This is a genomic window from Burkholderia stagnalis, assembly GCF_902830275.1.
Classification (GTDB): Bacteria; Pseudomonadota; Gammaproteobacteria; order Burkholderiales; family Burkholderiaceae; genus Burkholderia; species Burkholderia stagnalis.
In genome coordinates, this window is sequence record NZ_CADESW010000025.1 from 81,417 (window position 1) to 95,252 (window position 13,836).

Below are 13,836 nucleotides of genomic sequence, written 5' to 3' on the forward strand. Positions count from 1 at the left end.
CCGCCCCGCTCGTGATGCTTCGAATCTGGCTTCCCGTCGCCGTCGTCTCGCTGCTTTCGGCCTGCTCCAGCGTGCCGCCGCAGTCGTCTCGCCCGTCCGGCATGACGATCGCCACGCCCCGCGCTTTCCCGCCGCCCGCCAATTTCCCGAAATTCATCGACCACAGCGTCGGCCAGGAAGAAATCTCGATCCAGGCGATGAGCCTCGTCGGGGTGCCGTACCGCTGGGGCGGCAACACGCCGGACAGCGGCTTCGACTGCAGCGGGCTCGTGCGTTACGTGATCGGCCGCGCAGCCGACGTGAACCTGCCGCGCACGACCGCCGACATGAGCGGCCGCGGCATGTCGATCGACCCCGAGCAGGTCGCGCCGGGCGACCTGATCTTCTTCAACACGACCGGCCGGCCGCATTCGCATGTCGGCATCTACGTCGGCAAGCTGCGCTTCGTCAATGCGCCGTCGACCGGCGGCACCGTGCGGCTCGACTACCTGACGAACCCCTACTGGGCGAAGCGCTTCGACGGGATCCGCCGCGTCGCGCCGCCGAAGGGAGCGCCGGCGCCGACGCCGTTCGATGCGCCGACTTATGAAGCGCGGCGCGACGTGCCGCGCGCGCAGCCGGCCGCGCCGGCGCCTGTCGTGACGGCGGCAGCGCCGCGTCAGCCCGCTTATGCGGCCGTGCAGCCGAGCGTGCCGCCATCGCCGGCGCAAGCGCCGATTGCGCCCGTCGCGACAACCGCGCCGGCCATGGCGACCGCCGCAGCAGCCCCAGCCATTTCCGCCGATCCGTACGAACCGCCGCCGCCGCGCATGGCAGCGGCCCAACAGCAGGCGGTATCCGTGGGCGGCGTCGCCGCGGAAACGGCAAACGCAGCGCCGCCCGCTGGCGCACCTGAAACCGGCACGCTGATTCCGACGACGGCGCTGACGGCCGCCGAAGCCGCCGCATTCGACGCGGAGCCGCCGCCTGCCGCAGCGCCCCGTCAGGCGCGCGTCGCCGCCCAGCCTGACGCCGTGCAAGTAATGCGCGCGTCGACGCAATCCGCGCCGGTCAGTGCGCGCACCGGCACGACCGACGATCCGATTGCACGGTTCGCGAACGGAAGCTACTGATTCGCGCGGCGCGGGCGCGGCGCAATGGCGCCGTGCTTGCCGCCATCCGCATGCCGAACGGAATACGGTCGCCTTGGCTCGATCGTGAATGGCGGCCTCGCCACCTTCGCCCCCTGTCCCGCTCCATACACCCTGGCGCAAGGCAGCTCATCCGCCCCGCCCGCGCGCCCCACACCACACTCGAGCCCGCCCAAACAAAAAGCGCCGCAGCCTGTCGGCATGCGGCGCTTTCAGCGTCGAAGCGTCGATCGGTCGCGATCAGAATATCTGGTGGCCAACCCACCAGCCACCCGCCGCGAACAGCGCGGCCGCGGGCAGCGTCAGCACCCACGCCCACACGATGTTGCCGGCGACGCCCCAGCGCACGGCCGACAGCTTCTGCGTCGCGCCGACGCCGACGATCGCGCCGGTGATCGTGTGCGTGGTCGACACCGGAATGCCGAGCCACGACGCGATGAACAGCGTCATCGCGCCGCCCGTCTCCGCGCAGAAGCCGCCGACCGGCTTCAGCTTGGTGATCTTCTGGCCCATCGTGCGCACGATCCGCCAGCCGCCGAACAGCGTGCCGAGGCCCATCGACAGGTAGCACGCGCCGATCACCCATGCCGGCGGCGCATCGGCCGTGGCCGATGCATAGCCGCTCGCGATCAGCAGCATCCAGATGATGCCGATCGTCTTCTGCGCGTCATTGCCGCCGTGGCCGAGGCTGTACAGCCCGGCCGACAGCAGCTGCAGCCGGCGGAAACGCCGGTCGACCTTGCTTGGCGCGGTGCGGAAATACAGCCAGGACACGCCGAGCATGAACAGCGAGCCGAGGATGAACCCGAGCAGCGGCGAGATGAAGATGAACGCAATCGTCTTCATCAGCCCGTCGATGTTCAGCGAACCCCAGCCCGACTTCGCGAGCGCCGAGCCGACGAGGCCGCCGATCAGCGCATGCGACGAGCTCGACGGAATCCCGTAGTACCAGGTGATCACGTTCCAGCCGATCGCGCCGACGAGCGCGCCGAATATCACGTAGTGGTCGACGATCGCGGGATCGATCGTGCCTTTGCCGACGGTCTGCGCCACCTTCAGGTGGAAGATGAAATACGCGATGACGTTGAACGCGGCGGCGAACGCCACCGCCTGCTGCGGCTTCAGCACCCCGGTGGACACGACGGTGGCGATCGAGTTCGCTGCGTCGTGGAAGCCGTTCATGAAGTCGAATACGAGCGCGACGAGCACCAGTGCCGCGACCATCCAGAGGGCGAGTTGTATCGAATGCATCGTGTTCCGCTCAGGCGTTTTCCAGCACGATGCCTTCGATGATGTTCGCGACGTCCTCGCACTTGTCGGTGATCTCTTCGAGCAGCTCGTAGATCGCCTTCAGCTTGATGAGGTTCTTCACGTCGTTTTCTTCGCGGAACAGCTTCGACATCGCCGCACGCAGCACGCGATCCGCTTCCGACTCCCAGCGGTCGATCTCCTCGCACGCCTTGAGGATCTGCGCCGACTGCTTCATGTCGGACAGCAGCGCGACGGCCTGCTGCACGTGCTGCGCCGACTGCGTGACGATGTGCGCGAGCTGGCTCGCCTCCGACGTCACGGCCTGCACGTCGTACAGCGACACCGCGGTCGCGACGTCCTCCATCAGGTCGAGGATGTCGTCCATCGTCGTGATCAGCTTGTGGATCTCGTCACGATCGAGCGGCGTGATGAAGGTCTTGTGCAGCAGATCGATCGCTTCGTGCGTCAGCTTGTCGGCCGCTTTCTCGGCCGACTGCACGTTTTGCTTGTGAATCTCGGCGTCGGCGAGATTGTCGATCAGCAGTTCGAGCTCGCGGCCACCGGAAACGATGTACTTCGCGTGCGCATTGAAGATTTCGAAGAACTTGCCCTCGGTGGGCATGAATCGACCGAACATGGGATTCCTGAGAGATTGTCAGACTACTGTCACGAAAACGGGCGACATTGTACCGTTTTCGGTCGCGACGCGACGCGCGCATATGCGCGCGTCGGGATTGGATACAACGCTTGGTGATTTAGGGGTTTACATCCGGCGTTACTCGCCGTAGAAGGTTTGCGCCCCCGCAAAGTTGTCGAACTTCGTGTATTGCCCCAGGAACGTGAGTCGAACGGGGCCGATCGGGCCGTTACGCTGCTTGCCGATGATGATTTCGGCCGTGCCCTTGTCGGGGCTGTCCGGATTGTAGACTTCATCGCGGTAGATGAACAGGATCACGTCCGCATCCTGTTCGATTGCGCCCGATTCGCGCAGGTCCGACATCACCGGGCGCTTGTTCGGACGCTGTTCGAGGCCGCGGTTCAGCTGCGACAGCGCAATCACCGGCACGTCGAGTTCCTTCGCCAGGCTCTTCAGCGAACGGGAGATTTCCGAGATTTCGGTCGCGCGGTTCTCGCCCGCCGACGAACCCGACATCAGCTGCAGGTAGTCGACGATGATGAGGCCGAGCTTGCCGCACTGGCGGGCGAGCCGGCGCGCGCGCGAGCGCAGTTCCATCGGGTTCAGGCCGCCCGTCTCGTCGATGAACAGCTGCGCCTCGCTCATCTTCTGCACCGCGTGGGTCAGCTTGGGCCAATCCTCGTCGGTCAGGCGCCCGGTTCGCATCCGGTGCTGGTCGAGCCGGCCGACCGAACCGAGCATACGCATCACGAGCTGGGTGCCCGGCATTTCCATCGAGAACACCGCGACCGGCAGCCCGTACTCCACCGCGACGTATTCGCCGATGTTCATCGAGAACGCGGTCTTGCCCATCGACGGACGGCCCGCGACGATGATCAGCTCGCCGCCGTGCATGCCCGACGTCATCCGGTCGAGATCGACGAAGCCCGTCGGCGTGCCCGTCACGTCGCTCGGGTTCGCGGTGTGATACAGCGTATCGATGCGCTCGACGACCTGCGTGAGCAGCGGGCCGATCTCGAGGAAGCCCTGGTTGCCGCGCGCGCCCTCTTCGGCGATCGAGAACACCTTCGATTCCGCCTCGTCGAGCAGCTGGCGGACTTCCTTGCCCTGCGGGTTGAACGCATCGGCGGAAATCTCGTCGGCCACCGACACGAGCCGGCGCAGCACCGCGCGGTCGCGCACGATCTCCGCGTAGCGGCGGATGTTCGCCGCGCTCGGCGTGTTCTGCGCGAGCGCGTTCAGATACGCGAGCCCGCCGACGTCGTCGGCCTTGCCCGACGTGGTCAGCGCTTCGTATACGGTCACCACGTCGGCCGGGCGCGTCGACGCGATCAGGCGGCCGATATGTTCGTAGATGATCCGGTGGTCGTAGCGATAGAAATCGCCCTGCGACAGAAAATCGGCAATCCGGTCCCACGCCGCGTTGTCGAGCAACAAGCCGCCCAGCACCGACTGCTCGGCTTCGACCGAGTGCGGCGGGACTTTCAGCGATTCGATTTGATGATCTTGCGGCGCGTTCATGGGTTGGGATTATCGCGAATTGAGCGCGGAGGCGCCAGCCGGTCCGGCGTCCGGGCAACAAAAAAGGCAGGCTCCGGTTACCCGGGCGCCTGCCCTTCATCCGGGCGGCGGGAGCCGCCCGGCAATGCTTCGTGTCGCTTACGCGTGGTCGCCGATCACGTTGATCGTGACGTCGACGACGACGTCCGTGTGCAGCGCGACCTGGACGCCGTGCTCGCCGATCATCTTCAGCGGGCCTTCCGGCAGGCGAACTTGCGCCTTCTCGACGTCGTAGCCTGCCTTCTTCAGCAGTTCAGCGATGTCGCCGTTCGTGACCGAGCCGAACAGACGGCCGTCCACGCCCGACTTCTGCGTGATTTCGAACGACTGGCCGTTCAGCTTCTCGCCGACTGCCTGCGAAGCTGCCAGCTTTTCAGCGGCGACCTTCTCGAGCTCTGCGCGGCGCACTTCGAATTCGGCGATCGCTTCCTTCGTCGCGCGGCGTGCCTTGCGGTTCGGGATCAGGAAGTTGCGAGCGTAACCGTCCTTGACCTTGACGATATCGCCCAGGTTGCCCAGATTGGCGACTTTTTCCAACAGAATGATTTGCATTCGAATTCTCCTTATTGCGTCGCCTGATTACGCCTTGTGCTGATCGGTGTACGGCAGCAGCGCGAGGAAGCGCGCACGCTTGATTGCCGTGTCCAGCTGACGCTGATAGTGCGCCTTCGTACCCGTCAGGCGAGCCGGCGTGATCTTGCCGTTTTCGCCGATGAAGTCCTTCAGCGTTTCCGTGTCCTTGTAGTCGATCTGCTCGACGCCTGCTGCCGTGAAGCGGCAGAACTTCTTGCGCTTGAACAGCGGGTTTTGTTGCTGACGACGCTTGTCGAATTTCTTACCAGTGGGGCGGGCCATGTTCAGTCCTTTCCAATGTCCTGCAATGCTGTGATGTGAAACACCAAGGTTCTCGCGTTACGGCTTTTCTTCGCCAGGAAGCCCGTGAACAGCGTCTCGACGCCCATTTCACGGCTTTCCAGCCTGCCGCTCGCCTCACCGGCCGCCACCGCCTCGATCGTCATTTCGACCTGGCGGGGAATGCCTGCTTCGACGACTTCCGTGCGGTGATGCAACGTGGCGCTTGCGATCGGAACGCCGGCGGGGGTGTACCGCACCGGTGCGCGTTCGACGACGCTCGCCGTCAATTGCAACCTGTTCACGTGAGTGGCGCGCTCCTTGGTGGCTTAAATGACTACGAACTTAAGCCTGCGCTTCGGTCGGCTGAGCAGCAGCCGCCTTCTTGGCTTCTTCGCGCTGAACTTCCTTCATCATCGGCGACGGGCCGGTTTCGGCCTTCTTCATCTTGACGATGAGGTGGCGCAGCACGGCGTCGTTGAACTTGAACGCGTGTTCGAGTTCGTCGAGCGTCGTCTGGTCGCACTCGATGTTCATGCAGACGTAGTGAGCCTTCGCGAGTTTCTCGATCATGTAGGCCAGTTGGCGACGGCCCCAGTCCTCGACACGGTGGATCTGACCGCCGTGCGACGTGATCGTGGTCTTGTAACGCTCGATCATCGCGGGCACTTGCTCGCTCTGATCGGGGTGCACGATGAATACGATTTCGTAATGACGCATTACACACTCCTTGTGGATTGAAGCCACCCGGGCGTCTGAACCGGTGTGGCAAGTGAGAAGCCGAAGATTCTAACCCGGATATGGGTCGCGCGCAAGGTTCATCGATGATTCGCCGCGCGATTCGGCCGTGTTTTCAACGACTTGTGGCCGCGCTGCGTCGACGGCCGCGCGACATTCGGCGGGGTCGGATTCCATGCCCCGCCGTCATTCGGTGCGCGGCGCGACGAGACGCGCGTTCAGCGCCGTCCTGAACGCCACGAGGGCCGACGGCTCGGCGTCGGTCACCGCCCACCACGTCATGCCGGCCGCGTCCCAGCGATCGACCGCATAGCCCTGCGACACGGTCGCGTACGGCGCCGCCTGCCCGCCTTCCGCGGACGGCCGCACATAGACGTCGATCACGTGCTGCCGGTAGCGGTAGACCAGCACCGCCACGCGCCGCTGCCCGACGTAGTCGAGCCGCCCGCCCGCGAGCGGGAAGCCGCTCACAGCCAAATCCTCCACCGGCGGCGCATAGTCGAGCCTGCCGTTGAACCACGGCTTGACCGTGTGGCGGTCGGTCGAGATCACGTCGATGTCGCGCGCCGACAGGCCGGCGCGCACATGGCTCGCGACGAGTTCGTCGACCGTGCGCTCCGTTGCCGCGCGGTGCGCGGACAGCGTCAGCCCAGCGCCCGCGGCAAGCGCGATCGCCAATGCGACGCCCCAGCCGAGGCCCGGCAGCGCGACGGCGCGCGGCCCCGGCCGGCCGGCCTGCTGCGGGCCGCGCACCGCGCCCCGCAGGCCGAGCCGCTCGAACCACCGCGGCCCGCGCGGCATCGCACGGGGCGCGTCCTGCGCCGCCGGCAGCCCGGCGAAGATGCGTGCGCGCAGCGCGTCCGGCGCGCGATGGTAGTCGGCCTGCCGGACCGCCTGGCTCAGCGCGACGATCCGGTCGCGCTCGCGCCGGCAAGCATCGCACGCGTCGACATGCCGCTGGATCCGCAGCGCATCGGGCGCCGGCAGTTCGCGGTCGACGTCCGCGCCGAGCAGTTCACGCGCTTCGTTACAGTCCATCGATAGCCTCCGATGCCGTTCCGGCCGCCGGCGCGCCGCCCGGCGCACTGCCGGCCGGCGGCGCTGCCGCGCGGGCCTCGTCCCGCTGCCCGCCGACGCGTTCGCCACGCTCGCCGCCAAGCAGCGCCGCGAGCCGGCGGCGGCCGCGCGCGAGCCGCGACATCACGGTGCCGACCGGCACGTCCGCGATCGCCGCGATCTCGCGATAGCTCAAATCCTCCATTTCACGCAGCACGAGCACTTCCCGATATTCGGCCGGCAGTTTCGCGAGCGCCGCGTTCACGAGCCGGACGTCCTCGCCGCGCAGCAGCTGCGCGAGCGGGTCCTCCGCCGCCGGATGCCAGTCGTCGGGCGAATCCGGGCTGTCGAGCGCGTCGGGCGCCGCGACCTCGTGCGCGTGAGTGCGCCGGCGCCACTCGGTGTACCAGGTGTGACGCACGATCGTCAGCAGCCACGGCCGCGCATTGTCGCCGCGGCACGCATCGACGAAGCGCAGCGCGCGCACGCACGCCTCCTGGACGACGTCCTCCGCGTCGCTCGCGTTGCCGCACAGCCAGCGCGCGAGGTTGTACGCGGCATCCAGGTGCGGCAGCACCAGCGCGCGAAAGCGCTCGCCGCGCGCCGCCGCGTCCGGCGCCGCCCGTTCGTCGACCGTCCGGCCGGATTGCCCCACGTCGCCTCCTGTAGATTCCTGCGGCCGCGGCCGCCTCCGCCCGGCGCGCAAGGCCCGGACGGGCCGGCGATACGCGCGCGTTCGTGAATCCTGACTGCCCGTGGATCGAGTTTATTCCCGCCGGATGCGCGCAAAGACGAAAAATAATCCGGGAATGGCGGCCGCGCGCCGCCGGTATCACCGGCATGCCCGTCACCGTCATCGAAAGGAGCCGCCGTGCCGTACCCTCTCCCGTTCCCGAAACACCCGGCAGCGCGCCCGGCCTGCCGCGCCCGCCGGCCTGCGGCGCGCATTCGATCGGCCTCGGCCGGTCACGGCAACGCCTCGACAGCCGCGCCTATGGCGTGCTGCTCCAGTAGCCGGGGCGCGCGTACGCGTCGCGCAGGTAGTCGATGAAATAGCGCACGCGCGCCGGCACGTAGCGCTGCTGCGGATAGACCGCGAGGATGTCGTAGTCGGGCAGCGCATATTCGTCGAGCACGGTCTCGAGCTCGCCCGTCTCGAGCTGCGCGGCGATCTCCCAGGTCGAGCGCCAGCCCAGCCCCAGCCCTTCCGACGCCCAGCGGTGCAGCAGCTCGCCGTCGTTGCAGTCGAGATTGCCGGTCACGCGCATCGTCGCGATCTTGCCGTGGCGCTGGAAATACCAGCCGCGGTTCTGGCCGCCCTGCAGATTGAATGCGAGGCAGTTGTGCTTCAGCAGATCGTCGAGCGTCTTCGGACGGCCGTGCCGGCGGAAGTAGTCCGGCGTGCCGCACACGACGCGCCGGTTCGACGCGAGCTTCACCGCGACGAAATTCGGATCGACCGCGCCGCCGATGCGGATCGACAGGTCGTAGCCCTCGCGCACGAGGTCGACAACGCGGTCGGTCAGGTTGAACGACAGCTGCATGTCCGGCTTGTCGGCGAGAAAGCCCGGCGCGTGCGGCGCGACGTGCTTGCGGCCGAACGCGGCCGGCGCCGACACGATCAGGTGGCCGCTCACCGAGCGCCGCCCGGCGGCCAGCTCGTTCTCGGCCTGATCCCATTCGGCGAGCAGCCCGCGGCAGCGCTCGAGGAACGCCGCCCCCTCCTCGCTGACGACCAGGCGCCGCGTCGAGCGGTACATCAGCTTCACGCCGAGGCGCTTCTCCAGCGCGTCGATGCGCCGCCCGAGCACCACCGGCGACACGCCCTCCTCCAGCGCGGCCGCCGCGAGGCTGCCGGCATCCGCGACCCGCACGAACGTCTCGATTTGCTTGAAGCGGTCCATCTCGCGTCTCCTGTCGACCGGCGTTGGCGCTTCAGCGCTTACTCCGGCCCCATGCAAAGCTCATGACGGCCGGGCGAAGCCCGGAACACCGCCATTCCATACTTTTAGTTTCGAAAAAAGCGACTGCGGCTGATCTTATCAAACCTTTGGTGCATCCCTAAAGTGTCCCCAACAGACCGATCCGCAACATTCAAGGAGACATTCATGGCCAAGATGAGAGCCGTTGACGCCGCCGTGCTCGTGCTCGAGAAGGAAGGCATCCAGACCGCGTTCGGCGTGCCGGGCGCCGCGATCAACCCGTTCTACTCGGCGATGCGCAAATCGGGCGGCATCAGCCACGTGCTGGCGCGCCACGTCGAGGGCGCATCGCACATGGCCGAAGGCTTCACGCGCGCCGCGCCGGGCAACATCGGCGTGTGCATCGGCACGTCGGGGCCCGCCGGCACCGACATGATCACCGGCCTCTACTCGGCATCGGCCGACTCGATCCCGATCCTCGCGATCACCGGCCAGGCGCCGCGCGCCCGCCTCTACAAGGAAGACTTCCAGGCCGTCGACATCGAGTCGATCGCCAAGCCCGTCACCAAGTGGGCCGTCACCGTGCGCGAGCCGGCGCTCGTGCCGCGCGTGTTCCAGCAGGCGTTCCACCTGATGCGCTCGGGCCGTCCGGGCCCGGTGCTGGTCGACCTGCCGATCGACGTGCAGCTCGCCGAGATCGAGTTCGACATCGACACCTACGAACCGCTGCCGGTCTACAAGCCCGCGGCCACCCGCGCGCAGATCGAGAAGGCGCTCGCGATGCTCGACGACGCGGACAAGCCGCTGATCGTGTCGGGCGGCGGCGTGCTCAACGCGGCGGCCGAGGATCTGCTCGTCGCGTTCGCGGAAACCGTCGGCGTGCCGGTAATCCCGACGCTGATGTCGTGGGGCGCGATTGCCGACGACCATCCGCTGATGGCCGGCATGGTCGGCCTGCAGACGTCGCACCGCTACGGCAACGCGACGATGCTCGCGTCCGACTTCGTGCTCGGCATCGGCAACCGCTGGGCGAACCGCCACACCGGCAGCATCGACGTGTACACGAAGGGCCGCAAGTTCGTGCACGTCGACATCGAACCGACCCAGATCGGCCGCGTGTTCGGCCCGGATCTCGGCATCGTGTCGGACGCGAAGGCCGCGCTCGAACTGTTCGTCGCCGTCGCGCAGGAATGGAAGGCCGCCGGCAAGCTGAAGGATCGCAGCGCATGGGTGGCCGAGTGCCAGCAGCGCAAGGGCGCGATGCAGCGCAAGACGCACTTCGACAACGTGCCGGTCAAGCCGCAGCGCGTGTACGAGGAAATGAACAAGGTGTTCGGCCGCGACACGTGCTACGTGAGCACGATCGGCCTGTCGCAGATCGCGGCCGCGCAGTTCCTGCACGTGTTCAAGGCGCGCAACTGGATCAACTGCGGCCAGGCCGGCCCGCTCGGCTGGACGATTCCCGCCGCGCTGGGCGTGCGTGCCGCCGACCCGAGCCGCCCGATCGTCGCGCTGTCCGGCGACTACGACTTCCAGTTCATGATCGAGGAGCTCGCCGCGGGCGCGCAGTTCAAGCTGCCGTACGTGCACGTCGTCGTGAACAACTCGTACCTCGGGCTGATCCGCCAGGCGCAGCGCGCGTTCGACATGGACTACTGCGTGCAGCTCGCGTTCGACAACGTCAATGCGCCGGAACTGAACGGCTATGGCGTCGACCACGTGGCGGTGGCCGAAGGCCTCGGCTGCAAGGCGCTGCGCGTGTTCAAGCCGGAAGAGATCGAGCCGGCGCTGAAGCAGGCGCAAGCGCTCGCGGAAGAGTTCAGCGTGCCGGTGGTCGTCGAAGTGATCCTCGAGCGCGTGACCAACATTTCGATGGGCGCCGAGATCGACGCGATCAACGAGTTCGAGGATCTCGCCGAGAAGGCCGAACACGCGCCGACCGCGATCTCGCTGCTCGACTGACCCGCCCCGTCCATTTGACTGACCGACCGAAGAGGCCTCGCTCATGCCGAAGTTTGCTGCAAACCTGACCATGCTGTTCAACGAAGTGCCGTTCCTCGACCGCTTCAAGGCGGCCGCGGACGCGGGCTTCGACGCCGTCGAGTTCCTGTTCCCGTATCCGTTCGCGAAGGAGGAACTCGCCGAGCGGCTCGAGACGCACCGCCTGCGCCTGGTGCTGCACAACCTGCCGGCCGGCAACTGGGACCAGGGCGAGCGCGGCATCGCGTGCCTGCCCGATCGCGTCGGCGAATTCCAGGAAGGCGTCGGCCGCGCGATCGAGTACGCGAAGGCGCTGAAGGTGCCGCAATTGAACTGCCTGGTGGGGATTCCGTCGGCGAGCACGCCGCGCGACACGACCTTCGTGACGATCGTCGACAACCTGCGCTTCGCCGCCGCCGCGCTCAAGCGCGAAGGCATCCGCCTGCTCGTCGAGCCGTGCAACAGCTTCGACATCCCGGGCTTCGCGCTGAACCGCTCGTCCGACGGGCTCGACGTGATCCGCGCGGTCGGTTCGGACAACCTGTTCCTGCAGTACGACATCTATCACATGCAGCGCATGGAAGGCGAACTGGCCGCGACGATCGAACGCAATCTCGCGTCGATCGGCCACGTCCAGCTCGCGGACAACCCGGGCCGCAACGAGCCGGGCACGGGCGAGATCCACTACGCGTTCCTGTTCGCGCTGCTCGACCGGCTCGGCTACGCGGGCCACATCGGCTGCGAATACAAGCCTCGCACCACCACGACGGAAGGCCTCGGCTGGCTGCAAAGCGTCGCCGGCTGCGCGCCGGGCTCGGCGCGCCGCGCCGCCTGAGCATCGCCCCATTCCGTCATCGCCCCTATAGGAGACTTACACATGGCAACCATCGGTTTCATCGGCCTCGGCATCATGGGCGCGCACATGGCGCGCAACCTGCTCAAGGGCGATTACCAGCTCGTCGTGAACGGCGCGTTCCCGATCCCGGACGACCTGCGCGCCGGCGCCAAGGTCGTCGCGAATTCGACCGAGGTCGCACGGAACGCGGACATCATCATCTCGATGGTTCCCGACACGCCCGACGTGCGTAACGTGCTGTTCGCCGACGACGGCGTCGCGAAGGGCCTCACGGCCGGCAAGCTCGTGATCGACATGAGCTCGATCTCGCCGCTCGATACGCAGGAATTCGCGAAGCAGATCAACGCGCTCGGCTGCGACTACCTCGACGCGCCGGTGTCCGGCGGCGAAGTCGGCGCGCGCGAGGCGACGCTGACGATCATGGTCGGCGGCCCGGAGCAGGCGTTCGAGCGCGCGAAGCCGCTGTTCGAGAAGATGGGCAGGAACATCACGCTCGTCGGCGACAACGGCGCGGGCCAGACCTGCAAGGTCGCGAACCAGATCATCGTCGCGCTGAACATCGAAGCCGTCGGCGAGGCGCTGCTGTTCGCCGCCCGCTCGGGCGCGGATCCGGAGCGCGTGCGCCAGGCGCTGATGGGTGGTTTCGCCGCCTCGCGCATCCTCGAAGTGCACGGCGCGCGGATGACGAAGCGCACGTTCGATCCGGGCTTCCGCATCGAGCTGCATCAAAAGGACCTGAACCTCGCGCTCGACGGCGCGCGCAAGCTCGGCCTCGCGCTGCCGCACACCGCGAGCGCGCAGCAGCTGTTCAGCGTGTGCGCATCGCACGGCGGCAAGGCATGGGATCACTCGGCGCTCGTCCGCGCGCTCGAAATCATGTCGAACTTCGAGATCGCGCAGAAGGCTGAATAACGCCGAATGCCGCCCGTTCCCGCGGGCGGCGCACATTACAGGCGCATGCCGTGTCACGGCTGCGCATCGATGCGCGCGGATTGCGCGCATCACGGTGGGGCGCCCCGCCGCGCATTGCAGTCGCATGCGCGGCGGGGCGAAAACGCCGCTCTGGGCTGAGAGCGGCGAGGTGGGGTCCGCAGCGGCACCCGGCGACGCCGGGGAAGCCTTGGTCGGTCAGACGTCGTCGTCGGGTGTCCGTCTGTCGGATTTCACGTCTTACACTTCTTTACGTTCGCGCGCGCGATATTTCATGCAATTGACGCCGCGACCGCCTACACTTTCGCCACGCCTTTCGAAAAAACCGCCGCGCTCGCGTTCACGCCCAGCGCGGTGTTTTTTTCGCCCCTTCACGGCGCGTTTTCTTTTCAACCACCTAAGGAGTGCAACGATGGGTCTTCTTTCGTTTATCAAAGAGGCGGGTGAAAAACTGCTGGGTCATGCCGACGCGCAAGCGGCCGAAGACCCGAATGCCGCAAACCAGACCGCGGCCGATGCAATCAAGCATTACATCGACACGCAGGGCCTCGACACGTCGAACCTGACCGTCGCGTTCGACGGCGCATCGCGCACCGTGACGCTGTCGGGCAGCGTCGCCGATCTCGACACGAAGGCGAAGGTCAAGGTCGCGGCCGGCAACGTCCAGGGCGTCGCGGGCGTCAACGACGACGATCTTCAGCCGGACGATCCGGAAGTGCAGTACCACGACGTCGTGTCCGGCGACAACCTGTGGAAGATCGCCGAGAAGTACTACGGCGACGGCACGAAGAACACCGCGATCTTCGAAGCGAACAAGCCGATGCTGTCGAGCCCCGACCGCATCTATCCGGGCCAGAAGCTGGTGATTCCGCCGCAGGCCTGAGCGCCCGCGCAGGATCGTCAAACGCAGAAGGCAGGCCGTCG

Annotated in this window: 15 protein-coding genes; 5 read left to right on the forward strand and 10 right to left on the reverse strand. The window is 66.9% G+C overall.

Annotated elements, in window-relative coordinates:
* Positions 1 to 14: 14 nt before the first annotated feature.
* Positions 15 to 1,112 (forward strand): C40 family peptidase, encoded by a 1,098-nt coding sequence (locus HWY45_RS31245; protein ID WP_059882737.1) that lies wholly within the window; start codon positions 15 to 17, stop codon positions 1,110 to 1,112.
* 258 nt (positions 1,113 to 1,370) lie between these two features.
* On the opposite strand, the gene HWY45_RS31250 is transcribed toward HWY45_RS31245, so the two are convergent.
* The 10 genes from HWY45_RS31250 to HWY45_RS31295 form a co-directional block, all read right to left on the reverse strand.
* Positions 1,371 to 2,381, reverse strand: coding sequence for an inorganic phosphate transporter (locus HWY45_RS31250; RefSeq protein WP_059567304.1), 1,011 nt, complete (start codon positions 2,379 to 2,381; stop codon positions 1,371 to 1,373).
* A gap of 10 nt (positions 2,382 to 2,391) precedes the next feature.
* The gene (locus tag HWY45_RS31255) at positions 2,392 to 3,018 is read right to left on the reverse strand and encodes a DUF47 domain-containing protein (protein WP_026044709.1); all 627 of its coding nucleotides are present in this window, start codon (positions 3,016 to 3,018) and stop codon (positions 2,392 to 2,394) included.
* 138 nt (positions 3,019 to 3,156) lie between these two features.
* A complete protein-coding gene (locus HWY45_RS31260; protein WP_059567306.1) occupies positions 3,157 to 4,539 on the reverse strand; it encodes a replicative DNA helicase in 1,383 nt (460 codons plus the stop codon).
* A gap of 138 nt (positions 4,540 to 4,677) precedes the next feature.
* Positions 4,678 to 5,130 carry a 50S ribosomal protein L9 gene (gene rplI / locus HWY45_RS31265; RefSeq protein WP_026044710.1) on the reverse strand — a complete coding sequence of 151 codons (453 nt, stop codon included), beginning with the start codon at positions 5,128 to 5,130 and terminating at the stop codon, positions 4,678 to 4,680.
* 27 nt (positions 5,131 to 5,157) lie between these two features.
* Positions 5,158 to 5,433 carry a 30S ribosomal protein S18 gene (gene rpsR, locus HWY45_RS31270; protein WP_004193360.1) on the reverse strand — a complete coding sequence of 92 codons (276 nt, stop codon included), beginning with the start codon at positions 5,431 to 5,433 and terminating at the stop codon, positions 5,158 to 5,160.
* Positions 5,434 to 5,435: 2 nt separating this feature from the next.
* Complete coding sequence (gene priB / locus HWY45_RS31275; RefSeq protein WP_011657069.1) at positions 5,436 to 5,735, reverse strand: primosomal replication protein N; 300 nt, start codon at positions 5,733 to 5,735, stop codon at positions 5,436 to 5,438.
* 40 nt (positions 5,736 to 5,775) lie between these two features.
* Positions 5,776 to 6,150: a 30S ribosomal protein S6 gene (rpsF, locus tag HWY45_RS31280; protein WP_006402295.1), complete on the reverse strand. Its 375-nt coding sequence runs from the start codon at positions 6,148 to 6,150 to the stop codon at positions 5,776 to 5,778.
* 204 nt (positions 6,151 to 6,354) lie between these two features.
* Complete coding sequence (locus tag HWY45_RS31285) at positions 6,355 to 7,206, reverse strand: anti-sigma factor family protein (RefSeq protein ID WP_059882739.1); 852 nt, start codon at positions 7,204 to 7,206, stop codon at positions 6,355 to 6,357.
* Entirely contained in the window at positions 7,196 to 7,879 is a 684-nt protein-coding gene (locus HWY45_RS31290) for an RNA polymerase sigma factor (RefSeq protein ID WP_059882741.1), read from the reverse strand. The genes HWY45_RS31285 and HWY45_RS31290 overlap by 11 nt, the downstream gene beginning before the upstream one ends.
* Positions 7,880 to 8,216: 337 nt before the next feature.
* Positions 8,217 to 9,128: a LysR family transcriptional regulator gene (locus tag HWY45_RS31295; protein WP_059567313.1), complete on the reverse strand. Its 912-nt coding sequence runs from the start codon at positions 9,126 to 9,128 to the stop codon at positions 8,217 to 8,219.
* A 204-nt stretch (positions 9,129 to 9,332) separates the two neighbouring features.
* Between HWY45_RS31295 and gcl the strand changes: the two genes are divergently transcribed.
* The 4 genes from gcl to lysM all read left to right on the forward strand — a co-directional run bounded on the left by gcl (position 9,333) and on the right by lysM (position 13,795).
* Positions 9,333 to 11,108 carry a glyoxylate carboligase gene (gene gcl / locus HWY45_RS31300; protein WP_059882743.1) on the forward strand — a complete coding sequence of 592 codons (1,776 nt, stop codon included), beginning with the start codon at positions 9,333 to 9,335 and terminating at the stop codon, positions 11,106 to 11,108.
* A gap of 43 nt (positions 11,109 to 11,151) precedes the next feature.
* Positions 11,152 to 11,961, forward strand: coding sequence for a hydroxypyruvate isomerase (hyi, locus tag HWY45_RS31305; protein ID WP_059882745.1), 810 nt, complete (start codon positions 11,152 to 11,154; stop codon positions 11,959 to 11,961).
* A 42-nt stretch (positions 11,962 to 12,003) separates the two neighbouring features.
* The gene (locus tag HWY45_RS31310) at positions 12,004 to 12,894 is read left to right on the forward strand and encodes a 2-hydroxy-3-oxopropionate reductase (RefSeq protein ID WP_059882747.1); all 891 of its coding nucleotides are present in this window, start codon (positions 12,004 to 12,006) and stop codon (positions 12,892 to 12,894) included.
* Between the two features lie 430 nt (positions 12,895 to 13,324).
* Positions 13,325 to 13,795, forward strand: coding sequence for a peptidoglycan-binding protein LysM (gene lysM, locus HWY45_RS31315; RefSeq protein ID WP_059567321.1), 471 nt, complete (start codon positions 13,325 to 13,327; stop codon positions 13,793 to 13,795).
* Positions 13,796 to 13,836: the final 41 nt, after the last annotated feature.

Coding starts and splice junctions, on each gene's coding strand:
- lysM (WP_059567321.1), top strand. CDS start 13,325: ATGGGTCTTCTTTCGTTTATCAAAGAGGCGGGTGAAAAACTGCTGGGT.
- HWY45_RS31260 (WP_059567306.1), bottom strand. CDS start 4,539: ATGAACGCGCCGCAAGATCATCAAATCGAATCGCTGAAAGTCCCGCCG.
- HWY45_RS31250 (WP_059567304.1), bottom strand. CDS start 2,381: ATGCATTCGATACAACTCGCCCTCTGGATGGTCGCGGCACTGGTGCTC.
- HWY45_RS31295 (WP_059567313.1), bottom strand. CDS start 9,128: ATGGACCGCTTCAAGCAAATCGAGACGTTCGTGCGGGTCGCGGATGCC.
- HWY45_RS31245 (WP_059882737.1), top strand. CDS start 15: ATGCTTCGAATCTGGCTTCCCGTCGCCGTCGTCTCGCTGCTTTCGGCC.
- rplI (WP_026044710.1), bottom strand. CDS start 5,130: ATGCAAATCATTCTGTTGGAAAAAGTCGCCAATCTGGGCAACCTGGGC.
- HWY45_RS31310 (WP_059882747.1), top strand. CDS start 12,004: ATGGCAACCATCGGTTTCATCGGCCTCGGCATCATGGGCGCGCACATG.
- rpsF (WP_006402295.1), bottom strand. CDS start 6,150: ATGCGTCATTACGAAATCGTATTCATCGTGCACCCCGATCAGAGCGAG.
- hyi (WP_059882745.1), top strand. CDS start 11,152: ATGCCGAAGTTTGCTGCAAACCTGACCATGCTGTTCAACGAAGTGCCG.
- gcl (WP_059882743.1), top strand. CDS start 9,333: ATGGCCAAGATGAGAGCCGTTGACGCCGCCGTGCTCGTGCTCGAGAAG.
- rpsR (WP_004193360.1), bottom strand. CDS start 5,433: ATGGCCCGCCCCACTGGTAAGAAATTCGACAAGCGTCGTCAGCAACAA.
- HWY45_RS31255 (WP_026044709.1), bottom strand. CDS start 3,018: ATGTTCGGTCGATTCATGCCCACCGAGGGCAAGTTCTTCGAAATCTTC.
- HWY45_RS31285 (WP_059882739.1), bottom strand. CDS start 7,206: ATGGACTGTAACGAAGCGCGTGAACTGCTCGGCGCGGACGTCGACCGC.